We start from the raw sequence: 14,376 nt of genomic DNA, 5'->3' as shown, positions 1-14,376 counted from the left end.
TCGCCTGGGCGAGAGCGGGCGCCCAGTCGTGCCGGGGGTTGGCCTGCCGCGGTCGGCAGGCCAACCCGGATCCGAGACTGCATGCCAGGCGGTAGCCATTACCCCTTGTCGGTGGCCGGGGGCGACTGACAGCCGCCCCGGCCACCGGGTCGACGAGCGAGGCGCCGGGTTGGCGGAACCGGACGTCGGCACGACCGTCAGCTGAAGGCCTTGACCTCCAGCAAGCCGGTGGAGAGGTTCGGCACGCTCTGCAGGAGGACGCGCAGCCGGGTGGTGCTGACCGGGGGGAAGGTGACGGTGTTGTACTGGTTGGCCACGGTCGGATACCCGGTCGCGCCCGGCACGTCGACGTAGGCGCTGCCGTTCCAGAACTGCAGCCGCCAGGAGGCCGGCAGGCCGACGCCGTCGCCGTCGGCGAAGAAGTACACCTGCGATCGACTGATCGTCTGAGCCGACGGCCACGTCAGCTCAGCCCACTGCTGGCCCTGCTGTGGCCAGGTTCCCCAGCGGTTTCCCTGATTCGGGGCGCCGGTATTGGAACTTGCCGGATCGCCCCCGGTGTTGATCGCCGCACAGCTCTCCCAGGATGACGTGAAGGAGCACGACGGGCTGGCGTTGAGGGCGAGGTTTCCACTGCCGTTGCCGTTGCCGACCGTGAACTGGAACGTACGGGTCACCGGCGCGCTCTGGCTGTCGTAGTCGCGCAGTTCCACTGTGAACGCGTATGTTCCGGCCGTGCTCGGAGTTCCGCTCAGCGTGCCGGTGAAGCGGTCGAGAGTGAGACCGGCCGGCAGCGCGCCCCCGGTGACCCGCCAGTCGTAGAACGGCACGCCGCCCTTGGCCGTCAGCTTGTGCTGGTATGCCTGGCCGGTCGGTGCGTTGGGCAGACTGGTCGTCACGATCGAGGGGGTCAGGAACGGGGTGAGGTTGCGGTTCAGCGGCCAGCCGGCGTTCTCGGCGACGAGCAGCGCCAGTTTGGTCAGCATCCACCGTCGGGTCGGGAACAGGTGGTTCCAGCCGCCGCTCTGGCCGCTGAGCCGGTCCCAGTACGGGGACGTGGCCGGGATGTGGTAGCTGCTGTCCAGCGCCACGGCGCGGCCCTGATACGCGGTGACCTCCGCGTCGTTGACGCCGCCGGTGCTGACGAAGTTGCGCATGCCGGCCCAGTCGCTGTGGTAGGCGATGGCGTGCCCGTACTCGTGCATGACCAGTCCGTGCACGTCGAGCACCGATCCAGCGATCTCGGTCCTGTACCAGTCCTCGTCCGCCAGCGAGGTGAACAGTTGTTTGCCGGCCTCGTCGTACTCGAAGATCATCGCGGTGGAACGATGGATCGGGCCGGGCAGTTGCTGGCCGTTGCGGGTGTGGTAGCGGCCGTTGTTGGCGGGGTAGCCGGTGGAGTAGGGGGTCTGGATTCCCCGGAAGTACACCCACATGCCGTTGTAGGCGGCGTTGTTGGTGACGTTGATGCTGTTCTGCCAGTCGTTGCCGGGCAGGTGGTTGGTCTCCGCCCCGACGGCCACCGTGTCGAACGGCTGCAGGTTGAAGAACCGGTACCAGTCCTTGACGCCTTCCTCGGCGGCGGTACGGAATGCCGGGTTGGTGAAGTACCCGGTGATGTTGTCGTAGCGGTAGTCGAAGTTGATCGGGATGGTCGGCTCGATGGCGGTCTTCTGGTCCTGCTGCACCCGGATCGGCATGGTCTGGGTGTAGGTCGTGTTGTTGTCGGCCCGCACGCTGAGCCGCAGGGTGTGGAGCTCGTCCTGGCCTGCGGCGCGTTTGGAATGGATCGCCAACTTGAAGGTCTTCTGCTCGGACGAGTTGGCGAAGGTCAACCGTTTCGTCGCGCCGGTGGCGGTCAGTTGGCTGGGCAGGTCCATCATCAGCCGGGAGGTACCCTCGGCCTTGAGGTCGATGGTCACCGGGAACGGGACGTCCGTCGGGGGTCGCACGGTCAGTTCGATGTACGGGTTGGCCAGGTAACCTTCCCAGTCGACAAGTTGGACGCCGTAGCCGTTGATGGTCCTGCCGAACCGGTCGAGGACCGTCGCGGTGCCGGCGGCCCGTGCCGGGGCGGCGGTGAGCAGGGAGGCGAGCAGCGCGAGCACTACCGCGGTGGTGAAGCGTTTCACGTCGTTACCTCAGTTCTTGATGCCGGTGACACCTTCGATGAAGTAGCGCTGCGGGAAGAGTCGCAGCGTGGGGGTGGACCAGCCATGCGGCTGACCACCCCCACGTCCAGGGCGGACTACCCGAAGGCCTTGACCTCCAGCAGCCCGACGGAGTTGGTCCCGCTGGTGAGCGCGACCCGGAGCCGCGTGGTGTTGATCGCCGGGAAGGTGACGGTGTTGTACTGGTTGATCACGGTCGGATATCCGCTTGCGCCGGGCACGTCGACGTAGGCGCTGCCGTTCCAGTACTGCAGCTTCCAGGACGCGGGCAGCCGTACACCGTCGTTGTCGTCGAAGAAGTAGACCTGTGCCGACCGGAGTGTCTGGGCTGCCGACCACCCCAGCTCACCCCACTGCTGGCCGGTGTTGGGCCAGGTGCCCCAGCGGGGGTTGACGGTGTCGTTGGACGACGGCGGATCGACGCCGTCGTTGAGGGCGTTGACACTTTCCCAGCCCGAGGTGTAGGACGCCGACGGCGTCGCCGTGAGGGCGAGGTTACCGCCCGGTCCCGGATCCGGCGGCACGGTGCCGCCGCGGTTGTAGATCTTCACCTCGGTGAGTCCGGTCTTGAACCCGGACGCGTGGGTGACCTGGATGCGCAGCCGTTGGGTGTTGACCGCGGTGAAGTTGACCCGGTTGTAGTTCGCCTGCGGAGCCGCCGGCGATTTGACCTGCGCGGCCGCGTTGATCCAGGCGCTGCCGTTCCAGTACTGCACGGCGTAGGACGTCGGCGCCCGGTACCGGTTGGTCGCCCGGTCGTTGCGGAAGTACACCCGGGCTTCGTCGACCGCCCGGTTCTGGCCGAAGTTGACCTCGTACCAGTCGGTGGCGTTGGGCGATCCGTAGCTGCCCCACAGTGGTTCGTTGATGGGGAAGCCGTCGACCGCCGCCCCGGTGGAGGTGCCGCTCGCGGTGTACGACGCCGACACCGCCGCGCCCTGGGCCAGGTTGGCGGTGGTGCTGGTCAGGTCGGCGCCCGCCTTGGCGAACATGTCGACGATGCGCGGGCTGTTCTGCACGACGTTCTGTGGCAGCTGTGGGCCAGTCAGCGCGACGTTGTGGTTCACCACGCCTGATCCGCTCGGGAAGGTCACCGCTCCGGTGGCCGGGTTGTAGAGCACCCGGGTGAGCCGGTCGACGGTGAAGGCCCTGGTCCCGTTGACGTAGACCGAGTAGCCCTGCGGCACCCCGCTGTAGCGGGTCACCCCGTCGGCCGGGTCGTCCCAGACCACGCTCAGGTCGGTGTTGCGGTAGCGCAGGTTGTTGACCGCGAAGTGGGTCCAGTTGATGTTGATCGGGGACAACTCGATCTGGGCGTCGTTGCGTGGCCGCAGTCCGGCTACGTCTTCGATGACGGTCCAGTTGCTGCTGCCCAGGATGTTGTGGTGGATCCAGGACCGGTAGTCGATGTTCTTGGTGCCGTTGTTCCAGTCGGCCCAGAACTCGTTGGCGTCCGGCCACTGTGTGTTACCGCCGATGTACTGCGCCCAGGCGTTCCAGTAGAGCAGCTTCTTGTAGTCCTCGTTGTTCATCCACTGGTTCGGGTAGTTGCGCAGCACCGAGGAGTAGAGCCGAAACTGGACGGTCGAGTTGATGGTGGAGAAGTTGTTGCTGCCCGGTTGGCCGGCTGCGGCGGCTGCGGCCTTGTCCCGCTGGTTGGCGGTGAAGAACGGGAAGATGGGGTACTCGGCCGGGTCGGCGTACAGGCGCAGAGCCTCCCGGTACTGGGCGGTGTTCGGCATCAGGCCCACCGAGTACGGGTAGTAGTTGTTGATCTCTTTCCAGGGCACGTGGGTGTTGGTGGAGACGTGCTTGTGCTCCAGCAACTGCCGGGACGGGTTCCACAGCGTGTTGATCACGCCGTTGCGGATCTTGTCGGCGAGCGCCTGCATCTCGTTGGCCTTGGCCGTGTTGCCCAACATGGTGTAGGCCTGCACCGCCGCCATCGCGCCGCTGTAGACATAGGCCGATTCGGCCCGGTCGAGGTTGCCAGAGCGCCAGTGGAACGACACCGCATCGGCGTCGTTGCCGGTCATCGCGCCCCAGTTGTATTCGATGACCCCGTTGTTGTTGGTGTCGTAGGTGGCCAACTGACCCTTGACGTCGCCTTCGGCGTACTTGGCGAGGTTGCCGGCGATCACCGGTTGTCCGCCGTGGATCTGATACGACCGCCACGCCGCCTCGGAGATGTACTGGGTGTAGCTGTTGGACCAGTTCTCCGGGTCACCGGGGTTGTCCATGAAGCGGCCGCCCTTCGACGACTGCCCGACCGACAGCCACGGCCCGTAGGAGTAGACCGGGTTGCGCAGGTACTTCAGGTCGTCGATGTGCATCGGCTGGGTCAACGCGATCGCGTTGTTGTAGCCGGTCACTCCCTCGATCGAGACCGGGAACTGGAAGTCCTGTCCGGGGATGTCGACGTCGAGGTAGTTGTAGCGCATCAGCCACCAGCGGTAGTAGATGTTCTTCTTGATCGCGGCGTCCGGCACGTCGATGTAGGGGATGTTCTCGGCCCACCAGCGGTTGTATTCGCGTACGTGGGTGCCGAACGCCGTCGCCGGCGAGTAACCCTTGTAGGCGTTGTACTCGGTCAGCGACTCCGGGATCTCGTTGGTGACGAAGCCCATCACCACCTTGGTCGCGACGGTCTGCCCGGCCGCGACGGTCACCGATCGGTTCAGCCCACCGCTGCTGACGGTGAACCCGTCTCCGGAGAGCCGCGGGTAGATCGTGGTGAGGTTGTTCTTCACCTGCCGGCTGCCGGTCAGTTCGTTGCCGCTGCCGCTGGTCGCGTACGGGGAGGTGGCCCTCAGCTGCAACGTGGTCGCCGAACTGCCGTTGTTGACGATCGACAGGTTGGTGACCGCGACATTGTTGTGCGTGATGAACTTCTGCATGTCGACCCGGACCGAGCCGCTGGTGTAGACGCCCTTCCAGTGGCTGGGGCTCTGCCAGCGGCCGCTGACCTGCTCGGCGAACGTACCGGGGGTGATGGCGACCGAGTAGGCGCTCTGGCTGCTGATGTTGTCCCAGTAGGCGACCTGGCCGCCGAAGCCGATCACCGAGGGGGTGTGCGTGGTCATGAACAGCCCTCGGCCGCGGGTCATCAGCCAGGTGCCGGCCGGGTCGTTGCCGGGCCGGCCGAGCAGGCGGTCCATCCAGAAATCGGTGCCGGCGCTCTCGGCGTTGTAGATGGACTGCATGGTGTTGCCGGTGCTGTAGCCGACCGGCGGCGTCGGAATCGACGGTCCGTTGAAGCTCGGGTAGCCGATGGGCTGCGCGGCCGTGGCGGGTGCCTCGGCCAGCACCAACAGGCTGCCGGTGGTCAGCAGGGCCGCGACGGCTGTCGCCAGCGGTCTGCGCCGGGGTAGGAGGGAGAGTCGCATCGTTCATCTCCTGGGGGTCGGGACGGACGGGGGTGGGGGTCGTGCGGACCTGGGGCTCAGGTCGTCACGTTGATGGGGCCCGCGGGGGTGGTCAGAGGCCGGTGGTGTGCAGGTTGGCCACCTCGGCCGCGGTCAGCGCCCGAGCGTGGATACGGGCGCTGTCGACGGCCGCGTCCAGGGTCGGGTCGCCGGCATACTGCGACCGGCCGATCCGGTTGACGGTGGTGGCGCCGAGCGCCGATGGGCGCAGCGTCAGGCTGCTGTTGCGGGCGACCTCGGCGCCGTTGACGTAGAGCACGCCGAGGTTGCCGGCCTGGGTGACCGCGAGGTGGGTCCAGGCGCCCACCGGCAGTGTGGTTGGACCGTCGATGCGCTGCTCGCCGCCGGCGCCAGTGGTGGTGATGGCGAACCTCGGCAGGCCGGCGCCGTTGCGGGCGGCAAGGAACATGTTCACCCCGGTTCCGGAACCGAAGTCGAACACTCGGGCCCAGTTGGTCGCGGTGTCGATCCGGACCCAACAGGCTGTGTTGGCCTGAAAAGGTCCGGCGAGCAGGCTCACCGCGGCCAGTGGGAACGGATAGACCGACACGCCCGTGTCGGGTCGGACGGCTTGCACGCCGTGCGCGGGAATCGCGCCGACGGCCATCCCGGTCGCGACCGCGCCGCTGGCCTTCAGCACCGTGCGTCGCGAGACTGGGACTTTCGACATGCCATCACCTCTTCTGGGGGCGGCGGAGACCGAACATGTGCGTGCGTACGTGACGCTCCAGCCAGCAGCCACCGGTGAACCAGACCCCGCCGCGCCCGAGTCGGCGCAGCGCGGTGCAGGTCGACACGATCGGGCGTCCGCCGGACTGGTCAACGGGCGACGCGAGTGCTCTCACAGGCCTCCTCCGAGATCAGGCTGGGGTGAGCTGGATCACTCCGGGATGCTCCGTACACGATGGATGCCGAAAAGGTTTTCGGCAAGAGTCGCGATGCGCCGTGGCTCCTGACAGGTAAGCCGTTTCTGCTGCATGACCCGCTCTGCCTGCAACCGGCGAGCGAAGCCGGAAGCGTGTCACGCTGCAGCCAGCAGAAACCTCGGAACGATCTCGGTGGGTAGGCGTCTGCATCCGGTGACCCTCGGAGACGTGGCAGAGCTGGCTCCCTGGGTCGCATGTGCACACGCAGCCCTCTCGGTTCATATCGCCCGAGTTGAGGCCAGTGCGGCGGCGATGAGTCGCCGGATGTCCCTCCGAAGGTTTTGGAGAATCTTTCTGGCCGGCGGGGCATCTGCACCGGTGCATCAAGGACTGGGCGGGAGCTGATCCGCAGGGCCCGAAGGCCGGTGACGGCGTCTACCTGTTCCATTACGCGGCCGGCACGGGCTGGCGATTCCACGACCAGGGCACCGGATGGGACTGCACGGACCTCGGCCTGACCGAGCCGGCGTCGTTCTGCACCACCCGAAGATCACGGAGTCAGCCCGGTGGGCCTTTGTGACCACTCAGGGCGCGCGTCATCCGCTCACTGACGGCTTTCCCTTATCTTCGGCAACAGCGTCCCGTCGTCACACCGCGCCTTGATCTCGCTTCTGTTGCCTGCGGACAGCAGGACCACCTGGATCTCCGTGACGGGCCCGGCGTTGTAGTCCTTGAGGCGGTAGCCGGCGGCAGGAGCGACGTCGACAACGCGAGCCTGATCGCCGGTGCAGAGCACAGTCACCACACCACCGAGTGCCCGAAGGGGTGTACCTGGCTTGGGGGAGGTCGGCGCGGGCGGGGCACTGGACGGCCCCGTCAGCTGTTCGGCACTGGGTGACGTTGTAGGGCCAGGGCCGGCCGAAAAACTGGCTCTGGCGGTCGGCTCAGCCGGCCCAGCCGGAGCGGTCACCGTGCGGCTTGGTCGTGAGACTGGCGTGGGTTCCGCGGACGCCTGCCCGGGGGCAGGTGCCTCAGTGGCAGACACATCGAAGGCGGCGTCGGGCGGGGTGGCACCGTCACGTGTCGCGACCCCGTCCGATCTGCCATCGGAAGGTATGAACTGGGGGAGCAGGAGCGAAATGGTCCCCGCCGTCACGATGAGGACGGGGATCAATACGGCGTTTGGGACGCGGCGACGCCGACCGGGAGGGGGACCGGCGGTGGCCGGGGCCGACACGGTCGAGACGGGTGCTGGCTGCGCCGCCTGTTTCGCCCGCCGCTCGGCGTCATCGGTCAAACCGTGCAGGGCCGTGGCCACCTCCGCGGCGTCCGGCCGATCAGCCGGATCCCTGGCGAGGCAACGGTCGAGGAGGTGGTGGACCTCGGGGGACACTCCCTCGATGTCTGGCAGCGGTGCCGGATCGACGTACACGTGAGCGGCCAACATCTGCGTGGGGGTCTCCGCCGACCAAGGCAGCTCGTTGGTCAGCGTTCGGTACAGCAACAGTCCGAGCGCGTAGACGTCGGAGGCAGGCAGGACATTGCCACCGGCGAGTCGTTCGGGCGCGAGGTAGGCCGCGGTGCCCAACAGCCGTCCGTCCGCCTCCAGCTCCGGCCGACCGACAGTGGTGGCGATACCGAAATCGACCACCTTCACACCGGCCGGTGTCAGCATCACATTGGACGGCTTGATGTCCCGGTGCACCAGCTGACGTTCATGCGCGGCGGCGAGCGCCTCGGCGACCTGCGCGCACGTCCGCATCGCGGCGGCCGGCGGCAGCGGACCGGCGGCAAGTCGCTGGGACAGGGTCTGGCCAGGCAGCAGTTCCATCACCACATACGAGACCCGGCGGCCGGCGGCATCGGTGTGCTCGCCATAGTCGTACACACTCGTCACGTGCGGGTGCCAGAGGCCGGCTGCGGCCCGGGCCTCTGCCTGGATGCGTTGTCGTGCGCCTCGGGCGGTAGCTTGCGCGCCGGCCAGGACCTTGACGGCCACCGCGCGTTCGAGGACCCGGTCCCACGCCCGCCAGACGGCCGACATGCCACCAGTGCCGAGACGGCTCTCGACCTGATACCTGTCGTCCAACAGATCACCGACCATCACTGGGACAGCTTGCCAGAATGGACTCGCAGCGGCATGGCGGTCTACTCCGATGCTGGTCACCGGCCGTCCCCTCGGCTCGACCCGCCTCATCGTCCGGCGCACCCGAGCACTGCTTCGCTGGTCCCCGCACCTGCTCGAAGCTTTCGTCGAGGCCATCGAGGCGGGCGCCGGCCGGTAAAATCGTTGGCGTTCAGAAGGCTCGGTCTGAGCACCGATGGATGCTCCGGCAGGGCCGACAGCAGAACGATTGGGGCGGCGTGACCGGTTCGCAGCGGACGACTCGACTCGTCGCCCTGGTTGTCGGCACGCTGTGCGGGCTCACCGCGTGCACCGGGGATCCCGACTCGCCGCCGGCCTCTACGACGCCGGGGCCATCCGCCTCGACAATAGCCAGCCCGACCTGGCCGCCGCCGCGCCCGACCATCAGAACAGGTGAGGAGGCGTGCGGCGGCTCGACCTTCGACCCCCGAGCGGTGCGTCCCTACAATCCGGACGGTCCCGCCTACGCCGGGGCTCCCGTCCACCTGGCAGCGCTCTTCGTCATGCATTCGTACGCGCCCGGGGAGTTGGAGTCCGAGCTGCCTGTCGAATGGCAGTCGCAGCGGCACCCGGGGATGTACCCGCAGCAGTACACCCAGCTCGTCGTCTGCGAGTACTTCGACGACGACTACCCGAGCAAGAAAGTCGACACCTGCACCTACAACACCAGCACCGGCGACAAGCAGACCGCCGAGCTGCGGTCGGCGCGCTTCACCTACCGGATATTCGAGGCCAAAACCGGGAAGCAAGTCAGCCGCTTCTCGTTGCCGGGCACGGTGAACTCCTGTCGGGCAGTCGTCTACGGAGCGGCGGGTGGGACCTACTACCGACTGGTGCTCAACGACGAGCTCACGGCCAGGCTCCGTCCCCTCGTCATGGCCCGCCGACCGGGTTAGTACTGAAACGGCAGCGGCTGAGAGCGGCGGTAAGGGCCGGCCGTGCTCGGCCGGCACTTCGGTGCGCGTTGGGGGAGAATCGAACCATGTTTGTCATCAAGGAGCGGTTCTTCTCGATCGGCGACGACTTCGACGTGCTCGACGAGCACGGCACAAAGGTCTTCCATGTCGACGGCAAGGTGCTCAGCGTCCGCAACAAGGTCGTCATCGAGGACGCGTCCGGCCATGAGGTCGCCACGCTGCACCGGCACCTCGTGGCGTTGCGTCCCACGTACGAGATCCGGATCGGCGGCGAGAAGGCCGCAGAGGTCCGCAAGAAGCTGCTCACGCCGTTCCGCGACAAGTTCACCATCGACGTGCCGGGGCCCGACGACCTGGAGATGAAGGGTGACCTGCTCGACCACGAGTACGTGATCGAACGCGGCGGCACCGAGGTGGCCTCGGTCTCCAAGCGGTGGCTGACGATCCGGGACACCTACGCCGTGCAGGTCACCGCCGGCGTCGACCCGCTGCTCATCATCGGCAGCGTCCTCGCGCTCGACCTGGCCATGAACCGCGACAAGAAGAAGAGCGACGACGACTGACCCCCTGCGGCAGCCGCATTGCTAATGCTCGTGGCCGGGACGATCTGACGCGTTCCCACGCCGCGAACAGCCCGTAACCAGGCTGGGCAGGAGCAGCAGGCTGCGTTACTGGCTGTGGGGCCGGATGTTGTGGTTGAGGTGGAACACGTTGTGCGGGTCCCAGATCGTCTTCAGCGCGGTGAGCCTGGCGAGCTTGGCGGCCGGGTATGCGCGGCGTACCCCGCGTTGCCCCTCGTCGGCAGCGAGCGAGTTGACGTAGACGCCGTCGGCGTACGGGTCGAGCGCGGCTGCGGCACTGCGAGCCGCTGCCATCCGGATGTCGTCTTCGGATGGCTCGGTCCAGCGGGAGCCGGCGCCGAACTCGAACATGGTGCCGCGGTGGCTGAACGCGGCGTCGGCATCCGCGACGTCGGCGATGGCGCCGCCGTGCGCCTGTAGGCCGACGTTGGCCAGGTGGGCGCCGGTGTGCAGGTCCGACTCGCCGCGCAGCAGGAACGCCTCGATCGCGGCGGTGGGGAACTGCCGCAGGTAGTGCGCACTGGAGTACCGGCGGTAGGCGTGGCCGCCGACGGTGTCGTCGCGTTGTTGCAGTTCCAGGTACGACGGCGTGCTGACCCGTTCGGCGACCGGGCGGCCGAGCGCGCGCAGTGCCGGCAGCAACCGGTGACCCTGTGCCGGGTCGCCGACCCATACGAAGCCGACGGTGGCGATAGGCCCCCTGGCCGTGCTGTTGACGTCGGCGGTGAAGGTCGCCTGCCGCGGTGCGACGGCATTAAGGTCCCGCCAGCCTTCGAGCACCGGTACGGCGTCCTCGGCGCGGAAGTCGAATTCGGCGACCAGGGTCCGCGTTCCGGTGCGGTGCAGTTGGAAATCAAAGTCGGTGACGATGCCGAAGTTGCCGCCCCCGCCGCGCAGGCCCCAGTAGAGGTCGGGGTTCTCGGTTCGGCTCGCGGTCACCACCTCCCCGTCCGCGGTGACCATCGTGTAGGAGACGACGTTGTCGCAGGCCAACCCGTGTTGGCGGGCGAGCCAGCCCATGCCGCCGCCGAGGGTCAGGCCGCCGACCCCGGTGTGCGAGACGTTGCCGGCGGTCGTGGCGAGGCCGTATGGCTGCGACGCCCGGTCGAGTGCGCCGAGCAGCGCGCCGCCCTGGACCCGGGCGCGTCGCCGGATCGGGTCGACCCGAACGCCGTTCAACGGGGTCAGGTCGATCATCAGGCCGTTCGCGGGGACGGCGAGGCCGGCCACGTTGTGCCCGCCGCAGCGCACCCCGATCTCCAGGTCGAGTTCGCGGGCCAGGCGCACCGCGGCCACCACGTCGGTGATGCTCGCGACCTGCACGATCATCCGCGGGCGCCGGTCAATCATGGCGTTCCAGACGGTGCGGGCCGCGTCGTATCCCGGATCACCCTGGGTGAGGAGGTGGCCGTCGAAGCGGGGACTGGTCGTCGTCATACGTCTGAGCCTGGCGGAAAGCGGTACACCCGGTAAGGTCCGATTTCATGGGCCGTACCAGGACCAATTCGAGCACGGCGGAAGACCTGCTCATCCATGTCGACCGGTCGGCTGCCGAACCGCTGCATCGGCAGATTGCGGCCTCGATCCGGGGCAGCATCCGGGCCGGCCGATTGCGTCTCGGGACGTCCCTGCCGCCCACCCGCACCATCGCAGTCGATCTGGGAGTCTCACGCGGCGTCGTGGTCGAGGCCTACCAGCAACTCGTCGCCGAGGGCTACCTCACCAGTCGGGCGGGCGGCTACACCAAGGTCGCGGTCGAGCCGGTTCCTCCGTCGGCGGGTCGGCGCGGCGGGGACCGGCCGGCGGCCCGGATCGACTTCGGGTACGGCCGCACCGACGTGGCGTCATTCCCGCGGGCCGCCTGGCTGCGTTCGGTGCGAACGGTCCTCACCACCACGCCGAACGAACGCTTCGCCTACCTCGACGGGCGTGGCGTACCCGAACTGCACGCAGCCCTGATCGACTACCTCAGCCGGGTCCGCGGCACATCGGCCCGCCCGGAGAACGTCGTGATCTGCAGTGGCTACGGCCAAGGCGTCGCGCTGATACTCCAGGTGCTCGCGGCGCGCGGCGCCCGCCGGGTGGCCGTCGAGGACCCGTCCGCGGACGACGACGCCCGCCTCGTCGCGGCCGTCCTCGGCCTGGACGTGATCGGCGTCCCGGTCGGGCCAGACGGCATCCTCGTCGAGAAGCTCGAACGGACCGACGCGGACACCGTCGTGCTGACGCCCTCGCACCAGTGGCCCACCGGCGGCGTCCTGTCGGCCACGGCGCGGGCCCGGGTCATCGGCTGGGCGCAGCGTCGCGGCGCCGTGGTGATCGAGGACGACTACGACGCGGAGTACCGCTACGACCGCTCGCCGGTCGGCGCCATGCAGGGGCTGGCACCCGACTCCGTCGTCTACTGCGGCACAGCGAGCAAGACCCTGGCGCCAGGGCTGCGTCTCGGGTGGCTGCTTGCGCCGTCACACCTGGTCGACGACATCACGGCGGCCAAGGTACGGGCTGACCGCGGCTCTCCCGTCATCGACCAGCTGACCTTCGCCGACTTCCTCACCCGCGGCGAGTTCGACCGGCACCTACGGCGCATGCGCCCGGTCTACCGTCGCCGCCGCGACGCACTCCTGGCCGCGCTGCGCGCACGCCTGCCCGATCTGGAACCGGTCGGTGTCGCGGCGGGCCAACACGTCGTCACCTGGCTCCCGCACGACCTCGACGAGGCTCCGGTCGTGGCCGCCGCCGCCCGTCGCGGACTGATCGTGCAGGGCGTCTCCCGGTACCGGCTGAACCCGGCCGGACCCGGCGGGCTGATCTTCGGCTACGCGACCCTCACCGAACGCCTGATCACCGACGGAGTGGAAGCCCTCGCCGAGGCGGTCGCAGAGGTCCGTGCGCACATCTGCCGCTGACGGTGCCCATGGTCCAAGGGTGCGGCTGGAGGCCTGAGCAACCTGGTCATCTCGCCGCGGCGGTTGGCTGCCAACTGATCCGTTCATAGCAGACCAGGGCGATCAAGATGATGGCGACCAGAGCGAGGGCGGCGAGGGCAGGAAGGTTTCGGGCGACGGGCAGCAGCGCGACGATGCTGCCGGTAGCGACGATCGGGGCGAGTGGGATATGCCGCACGGTGAGTTGAAGAAACAGGGCCCGACCAATGAGGTAGAGCGCCGGGCCGCCGAACAGAACCGCGGTCGAGGTCCAGCCCAGCGGGGTCCCAGCGGGGTGCTGGAGTGGGTCGTGGGTCATGTGGGCGAGGACCACCTCGATGCCGAGGGCCAAGTAGATGATCCCGGCGATGAGCACGAAGTGAGTCAGGCTGTAGGCGATGCTGCCGGTCCGAGTCCGGTCCGGAACGGGGATCCGAGACAGGGCTTGTCCGGCAGGTGCGGCGGCGTTTTCGAAGTACAGCCACCACAGGGCCAGCGCCGTGGCCAGGGCGAGCAGTGCGGCGATCAGGACCGGCCAATGAGTGACCGCCGAGCCGGCGCCGACGCCCACCGAGATCAGCGACTCACCCAGAGCAATGATGACGATCAGTCCGTGCCGCTCGGCGAAATGGCTGGGGCTGGGCAACGGAGCGCGTCCGGCCGACACCGCGATGAACAGTCCGCCGACGCAGTCGATGAGGAACGCTGCGGCCCACAACAGCGTCTGCGTTGTGCCGCCGAGCACCGCGCCGAGCAGCAGCGCAGGCAAGCCCACCGAGATCGGGATGACCCGGAGGCGCAGTGAAGCGCGTAACCGCGCGTTACCGGCCGATATGTGCCAGACAAGGGCTAGATATACCGCCCGGATGACGATGTAGACGACGGCCAAAGTCATGGGCGCGGCCAGTGACTGGTTGTCGTACCGCCACGCCTCGGGAAGTACCAAGGCGGCCACGAACATCGCGGCCATCACAGCGGCGTTTCCGGCGCGGATCAGGCCCACGTCGGCACGGACCTGGTTGGCCAGCCAAGCGTAGTTGGTGAACGGCCACCACAGCAGTAGCAGGAGCACAAGGCTATGGAGCAGCCCGAGTGGCGTCGGCGACTGTGCCGTGAACGTCGCCACCCGGATGAAGGCGAACACGAACACCAGGTCGAAGAACACCTCGAACGGCGTTGTCCGATGGGTCGCCTCGGTCCGCGGGGGCGGCCCGGCTCGGAATATATGCCTCATGGACCAATCTTGTTCGCCCGACATCCGGCGGGACCTGGGTTCAACACTTAAACCCGGCAGCCGCCGCTTGCAATGATGGATGGGCTTCGTCACGCCTGTCGCTTCGTAC

At 67.9% G+C, this 14,376-nt stretch carries 10 protein-coding genes; 4 read left to right on the top strand and 6 right to left on the bottom strand.

Annotation, left to right across the window (positions count from 1 at the left end):
* Positions 1-197: 197 nt before the first annotated feature.
* From MED15_RS34055 to MED15_RS04765, 4 genes are all read right to left on the bottom strand, one after another.
* Positions 198-2,132 carry an Ig domain-containing protein gene (locus MED15_RS34055; RefSeq protein ID WP_244220359.1) on the bottom strand — a complete coding sequence of 645 codons (1,935 nt, stop codon included), beginning with the start codon at positions 2,130-2,132 and terminating at the stop codon, positions 198-200.
* Between the two features lie 116 nt (positions 2,133-2,248).
* Positions 2,249-5,557 carry a discoidin domain-containing protein gene (locus MED15_RS04775; protein ID WP_112734849.1) on the bottom strand — a complete coding sequence of 1,103 codons (3,309 nt, stop codon included), beginning with the start codon at positions 5,555-5,557 and terminating at the stop codon, positions 2,249-2,251.
* Positions 5,558-5,648: 91 nt separating this feature from the next.
* Entirely contained in the window at positions 5,649-6,266 is a 618-nt protein-coding gene (locus tag MED15_RS04770; protein ID WP_112734945.1) for a LamG domain-containing protein, read from the bottom strand.
* A gap of 800 nt (positions 6,267-7,066) precedes the next feature.
* Complete coding sequence (locus tag MED15_RS04765; protein WP_167457581.1) at positions 7,067-8,566, bottom strand: serine/threonine-protein kinase; 1,500 nt, start codon at positions 8,564-8,566, stop codon at positions 7,067-7,069.
* 52 nt (positions 8,567-8,618) lie between these two features.
* Between MED15_RS04765 and MED15_RS34510 the strand changes: the two genes are divergently transcribed.
* The 3 genes from MED15_RS34510 to MED15_RS04755 all read left to right on the top strand — a co-directional run bounded on the left by MED15_RS34510 (position 8,619) and on the right by MED15_RS04755 (position 10,088).
* Positions 8,619-8,747, top strand: a complete 129-nt coding sequence (locus MED15_RS34510; RefSeq protein ID WP_279636235.1) for a hypothetical protein — start codon at positions 8,619-8,621, stop codon at positions 8,745-8,747.
* 295 nt (positions 8,748-9,042) lie between these two features.
* On the top strand, positions 9,043-9,504 hold the full coding sequence (locus tag MED15_RS04760; RefSeq protein WP_112731310.1) for a hypothetical protein: 462 nt from the start codon (positions 9,043-9,045) through the stop codon (positions 9,502-9,504).
* A gap of 86 nt (positions 9,505-9,590) precedes the next feature.
* Positions 9,591-10,088 (top strand): LURP-one-related/scramblase family protein, encoded by a 498-nt coding sequence (locus MED15_RS04755; protein WP_112583179.1) that lies wholly within the window; start codon positions 9,591-9,593, stop codon positions 10,086-10,088.
* Positions 10,089-10,193: 105 nt separating this feature from the next.
* On the opposite strand, the gene MED15_RS04750 is transcribed toward MED15_RS04755, so the two are convergent.
* Positions 10,194-11,543 carry an FAD-binding oxidoreductase gene (locus MED15_RS04750; RefSeq protein ID WP_112734847.1) on the bottom strand — a complete coding sequence of 450 codons (1,350 nt, stop codon included), beginning with the start codon at positions 11,541-11,543 and terminating at the stop codon, positions 10,194-10,196.
* A gap of 47 nt (positions 11,544-11,590) precedes the next feature.
* Here MED15_RS04750 and pdxR point away from each other — a divergent pair, with 47 nt between their 5' ends.
* Positions 11,591-13,015: a MocR-like pyridoxine biosynthesis transcription factor PdxR gene (gene pdxR, locus MED15_RS04745; protein ID WP_112734846.1), complete on the top strand. Its 1,425-nt coding sequence runs from the start codon at positions 11,591-11,593 to the stop codon at positions 13,013-13,015.
* Positions 13,016-13,061: 46 nt separating this feature from the next.
* Here pdxR and MED15_RS04740 read toward each other — a convergent pair whose 3' ends face one another.
* Positions 13,062-14,267 (bottom strand): low temperature requirement protein A, encoded by a 1,206-nt coding sequence (locus MED15_RS04740; protein ID WP_279636237.1) that lies wholly within the window; start codon positions 14,265-14,267, stop codon positions 13,062-13,064.
* Positions 14,268-14,376 lie beyond the last annotated feature (109 nt).

The organism is Micromonospora noduli (assembly GCF_003264475.1).
In the GTDB taxonomy this organism is placed as follows: Bacteria; Actinomycetota; Actinomycetes; order Mycobacteriales; family Micromonosporaceae; genus Micromonospora; species Micromonospora noduli.
This window is presented reverse-complemented; position numbering and strand designations above follow the sequence as displayed.

Coding starts and splice junctions, on each gene's coding strand:
- MED15_RS04775 (WP_112734849.1), bottom strand. CDS start 5,557: ATGCGACTCTCCCTCCTACCCCGGCGCAGACCGCTGGCGACAGCCGTC.
- MED15_RS04770 (WP_112734945.1), bottom strand. CDS start 6,266: ATGTCGAAAGTCCCAGTCTCGCGACGCACGGTGCTGAAGGCCAGCGGC.
- MED15_RS04765 (WP_167457581.1), bottom strand. CDS start 8,566: ATGGTCGGTGATCTGTTGGACGACAGGTATCAGGTCGAGAGCCGTCTC.
- MED15_RS34510 (WP_279636235.1), top strand. CDS start 8,619: ATGCTGGTCACCGGCCGTCCCCTCGGCTCGACCCGCCTCATCGTCCGG.
- MED15_RS04755 (WP_112583179.1), top strand. CDS start 9,591: ATGTTTGTCATCAAGGAGCGGTTCTTCTCGATCGGCGACGACTTCGAC.
- MED15_RS04750 (WP_112734847.1), bottom strand. CDS start 11,543: ATGACGACGACCAGTCCCCGCTTCGACGGCCACCTCCTCACCCAGGGT.
- pdxR (WP_112734846.1), top strand. CDS start 11,591: ATGGGCCGTACCAGGACCAATTCGAGCACGGCGGAAGACCTGCTCATC.
- MED15_RS04740 (WP_279636237.1), bottom strand. CDS start 14,267: ATGAGGCATATATTCCGAGCCGGGCCGCCCCCGCGGACCGAGGCGACC.